This is a genomic window from uncultured Brachyspira sp. (assembly GCF_934747485.1).
Lineage (GTDB): Bacteria > Spirochaetota > Brachyspiria > Brachyspirales > Brachyspiraceae > Brachyspira.
This window is the reverse complement of sequence record NZ_CAKVGN010000111.1, coordinates 1-4209: the sequence shown is the minus strand read 5'-3', so window position 1 is coordinate 4209 and position 4209 is coordinate 1. Positions and strand designations below refer to the sequence as shown.

Genomic DNA, 4209 nt, shown 5'->3' with positions numbered 1-4209 from the left:
TTCTATATCAAAAATATTATAACAAGGATACTGCTTTTTTATACTAAAAAATGTCCAATATCTCACACTCCTTAACATATTTATATAATCCTTATATTGTATAATTCTAATATATATATATAATATTATAGATTAAAGAACTATGAAAATATATTATATACTATTATCACTGTTTGTAATATCCTCATGTACAACACTTCCTAAAAAAAATATGAATAGTGAAACAGCAAAAATATGGATTGAAAACTCAAGAAATAAAGTAGTAATGGATAATTTTCAAAATATATACAGATTCGATAAAAAATCTAATATTGATATTATAATATACGGCTATTCTTCACCTATAGAATATGTTTTTTTAAAAATGTCAGATGATAACAAAGCAGTATACTATACAAAAACAAGAAGACAAAACTTTATATTAACCTCACTTCCAAGTTTTAATTTATATAATTTATTAGATAATAAAAAAGTATATGATCCATTATACAAAACGGTTGATTTTAATTATATGGGAAATTTTAAAAATGATAATGTTTATAGATTTAAGGGGTTTGTTATAGAAGAAGGAAAATTATATATAGCAAATAATTATAGTAAATCTTATAGAGACAAATTAGAAAAATGGCTAAAAGAAAACGGTTATGGAAGAGATTTATATTGGGAGCCGTATAAAAGTGCCAACTGGAATGAATATCCAATGCCAACTGAAAATGATATAGATTGGAATAATATTTTTTTATTAGGAAAATTAGAAAAATAGTTATAATATGCTATAAAAAATAGTAATTTTCTTTTATTGTTAGATACTTCTAATTAAGTTAATATCCTGTTACAACAATTAGGAGGAATCATGACAGCTAATTCAAAATACATTGAAAATATTAAAAGTACTCAAAAAATAGGAGAACTATATTCAGCAATTTCTCATAGCGTAGGAGCTTTATTAGCTATAGCTGGATTTGTTCTTATGCTTATAAAGGTAAATAAAAATTATGTAATGCCTGTAATAGTTTATGGTGTAGGTATTACGCTATTATACACATTTAGTTCGCTTTATCATTTTTTTCCAGATGGTAAGGTAAAGAAGCTATTTCGTAAATTTGACCATATAGGCATATATATTTTTATAGCAGCCACCTACACGCCTTTATGCGTATTTTCTCTTCCAAAGAATATAGGAATGCTTATATTATCTGTTATATGGGTATGTGCCTTAATTGGTGTAATATCAAATACTATTTTAATATACAAAAGCCCAATACTTACAATAATTTTATATATTTCTATGGGTTGGATTATTGCTTTTGCGTTTAAGCCTCTTTTAAAGGAGTTCAATATACTTCATTTAAGCTGGCTAATATGGGGCGGAATATTTTATACTATAGGAGCATTTTTATATGCACTTGGAAAAAAATATCAAGATAAAACTAAACAATTTACTCATGACATGTTTCATATATTTGTATTAATGGGTTCTTTTTCTCATTATTGGTTTTTATATCAGTATGTTATTTCATAATATTGATTATGGAATTTTTTTATTTAATATCGTTATTTGAACATTATTTTGTATTTAAAATACAAACAATAAAGAATAATTATTTATTTAATTATTTATTTAATTATTTTTTTGTTATCATGTTGTATCAATATAGAATCATTATACTATAATTTGAGGTAATTTGTAATAGAATAACTATATAATATTTGCTGATTAATACTTGAAAAAAAATATATTGATTGTATAATATTTTCAATAAAAATAAGAAAATAATTAAAAATTAAAATATTTGTAAGGAGAAAAGATTTATGGCAGCAAAACAGTTGTTATTTGATGAAGAAGCTAGACGTTCCCTTATGCGTGGGGTAGATGCTTTAGCTAATGCAGTAAAAGTAACTTTAGGACCGCGTGGACGTAATGTTGTAATAGACAAAAAATTTGGTCCTCCTACTATAATAAATGATGGTGTAACTATTGCTAAAGAAATAGAATTAGAAGACCCTTTTGAAAATATGGGTGCTCAAATAGTTAAAGAAGTAGCTACTAAAACTAATGATGTTGCTGGTGACGGTACTACTACAGCTACAGTTTTAGCTCAAGCTATGGTTAAAGAAGGTTTAAAAAACGTAACTAGCGGTGCTAATCCTATGCTTATTAAAAGAGGTATAGAAAAAGCAGTTAGCGAAATAGTTGCTCATATTAAATCTGAAGCTAAACAAATTAAAGGTAAAGAAGAGATTGCTCAAGTTGCTACAATTTCTGCAAACAATGATAAAGAAATAGGTGCTTTAATAAGCGATGCTATGGAAAAAGTTGGTAAAGAAGGTGTTATTACTGTTGAAGAGGCTAAATCATTAGAAACTAGCCTTTCATTAGTAGAAGGTATGCAATTTGACAGAGGTTATATTTCTCCATATTTCGTAACTAACGGAGATAGTATGACTGCTGAATTAGAAGATGCTTTAGTTCTTATTTATGACAAAAAAATATCTAATATGAAAGAACTTCTTCCTGTACTTGAAAAAATCGCTCAAACAGGAAAACCTTTCATTATTATCGCTGAAGATATAGAATCTGAAGCTTTAGCTACTTTAGTATTAAACAAAATGAGAGGAGTATTAAATGTATGTGCAGTTAAGGCTCCTGGTTTTGGCGACAGAAGAAAAGCTATGCTTGAAGATATTGCTATATTAACAGGCGGACAAGTTATAAGCGAAGATTTAGGTATGAAACTTGAAAATACTGGTTTAGAGCATCTTGGTAAAGCTAAAAAGATTACTGTTGATAAAGAGAACACTACTATAGTTGAAGGTGCTGGTAAAAAAGGTGATGTTCAAGCAAGAGTAGTTACTATTAAAAAACAAATAGAAGAAACTGACAGCGATTATGACAGAGAGAAATTACAAGAGAGATTAGCTAAACTTTCTGGCGGTGTTGCTGTTATTAATATTGGTGCTGCTACTGAAGTTGAAATGAAAGAGAAAAAAGCTAGAGTGGAAGATGCTTTATCTGCAACTCGTGCTGCTGTTGAAGAGGGTGTTATTCCTGGCGGCGGTATCACTTACTTACATGCTCAAGCTAAACTCGATTCTATTAAATTAGAAAATCCTGATGAGCAAGTTGGTGTTAATATAGTAAAAAGAGCTATAGAAGAGCCTATAAGAATGATAGCACAAAATGCTGGTTTAGACGGTTCTGTTGTTGCTATTGAAGCTAAAAAACAAAAAGGAAATATGGGTTTCAATGCTCTTACTAATGAGTGGGTTGATATGTTAAAAGCTGGTATTATTGACCCTGCTAAAGTTTCAAGAAGTGCTTTACAAAATGCTGCTTCTATTGCTTCTCAAGTATTAACTGCTGAAGTTATTATTACTGATATGCCTGAACCTGAAAAACCAATGCCTCCAATGCCTGGCGGCGGAATGGGTGGTATGTATTAATAATAATTACCATTAGCTTAAAAAAATAATTTTTTAAATATAAAAGCCTGAGCGATTATTTGTTAATTGCTTGGGCTTTATTTTTTTATATGTAGTGTTTTTTATAAAAAATAAAGTGTTTAATATTTGATATATAAAATATAATTAGTATTACTTTCTTAATTTGCACTTTTTGGTTCTTTGACGAAGTCCGCACCGCGTAGCGGCTGGAAAAAGAACAATAAAATATTTGTAAAAATAACAAAATATAGTTGTTTAAGAACAGTAAAAATTTAGTTTTAAACTTATTATTCGCGGGGACTAGCCCCCGCACCCCCACTTCTTTTGTTGGCACAAAGAAGCAAAAAGGCTGCATTTTTATGAAATATAGATATAAACATATAGTGCCATTATATATATTTTTTTAGATATAAAATTTGAATACTTGCACTTTCGCGAAGCATGTCCGAAGGGTGAAAACTTTGACGAAATCTGCACAGCGACCAACGGGAGTGCCTGCAACTGCAAGGAGTCCTTCAGGGCGACCGAAAGAAGTACCTTTAGGTATTGGTGCGAAGGCTGGAAAAAGTTGAATAAAATAAAAACTTATATGACAAAATATAGTTATTTACATATATATTAATTGAAATTATAGAACACCTTTCTTTGTTTAAACTAAAAAACGTGCAATATCTGTGGCTCCTAAACAAAAAGATAGTTGCATATTACTTGACAATTTAATTGTATATGATACAATATAATAAAAAGGAGAAAGTTTAAATGAAC

General features: G+C 28.8%; 3 protein-coding genes. All 3 read left to right on the top strand.

The annotated features are described in order from the left end of the window. Positions 1 to 142 precede the first annotated feature (142 nt). Positions 143 to 763, top strand: coding sequence for a hypothetical protein (locus Q0H31_RS12885; RefSeq protein WP_295298822.1), 621 nt, complete (start codon positions 143 to 145; stop codon positions 761 to 763). A gap of 90 nt (positions 764 to 853) precedes the next feature. Then, on the top strand, positions 854 to 1522 hold the full coding sequence (locus Q0H31_RS12880; RefSeq protein ID WP_295298820.1) for a hemolysin III family protein: 669 nt from the start codon (positions 854 to 856) through the stop codon (positions 1520 to 1522). 290 nt (positions 1523 to 1812) lie between these two features. After that, positions 1813 to 3444, top strand: a complete 1632-nt coding sequence (gene groL, locus Q0H31_RS12875; protein ID WP_295298818.1) for a chaperonin GroEL — start codon at positions 1813 to 1815, stop codon at positions 3442 to 3444. Positions 3445 to 4209: the final 765 nt, after the last annotated feature.

Bases quoted from the DNA above. Each gene is read 5' to 3' on its own strand.
- Q0H31_RS12885 (WP_295298822.1), top strand. From the start codon at position 143: ATGAAAATATATTATATACTATTATCACTGTTTGTAATATCCTCATGT.
- Q0H31_RS12880 (WP_295298820.1), top strand. From the start codon at position 854: ATGACAGCTAATTCAAAATACATTGAAAATATTAAAAGTACTCAAAAA.
- groL (WP_295298818.1), top strand. From the start codon at position 1,813: ATGGCAGCAAAACAGTTGTTATTTGATGAAGAAGCTAGACGTTCCCTT.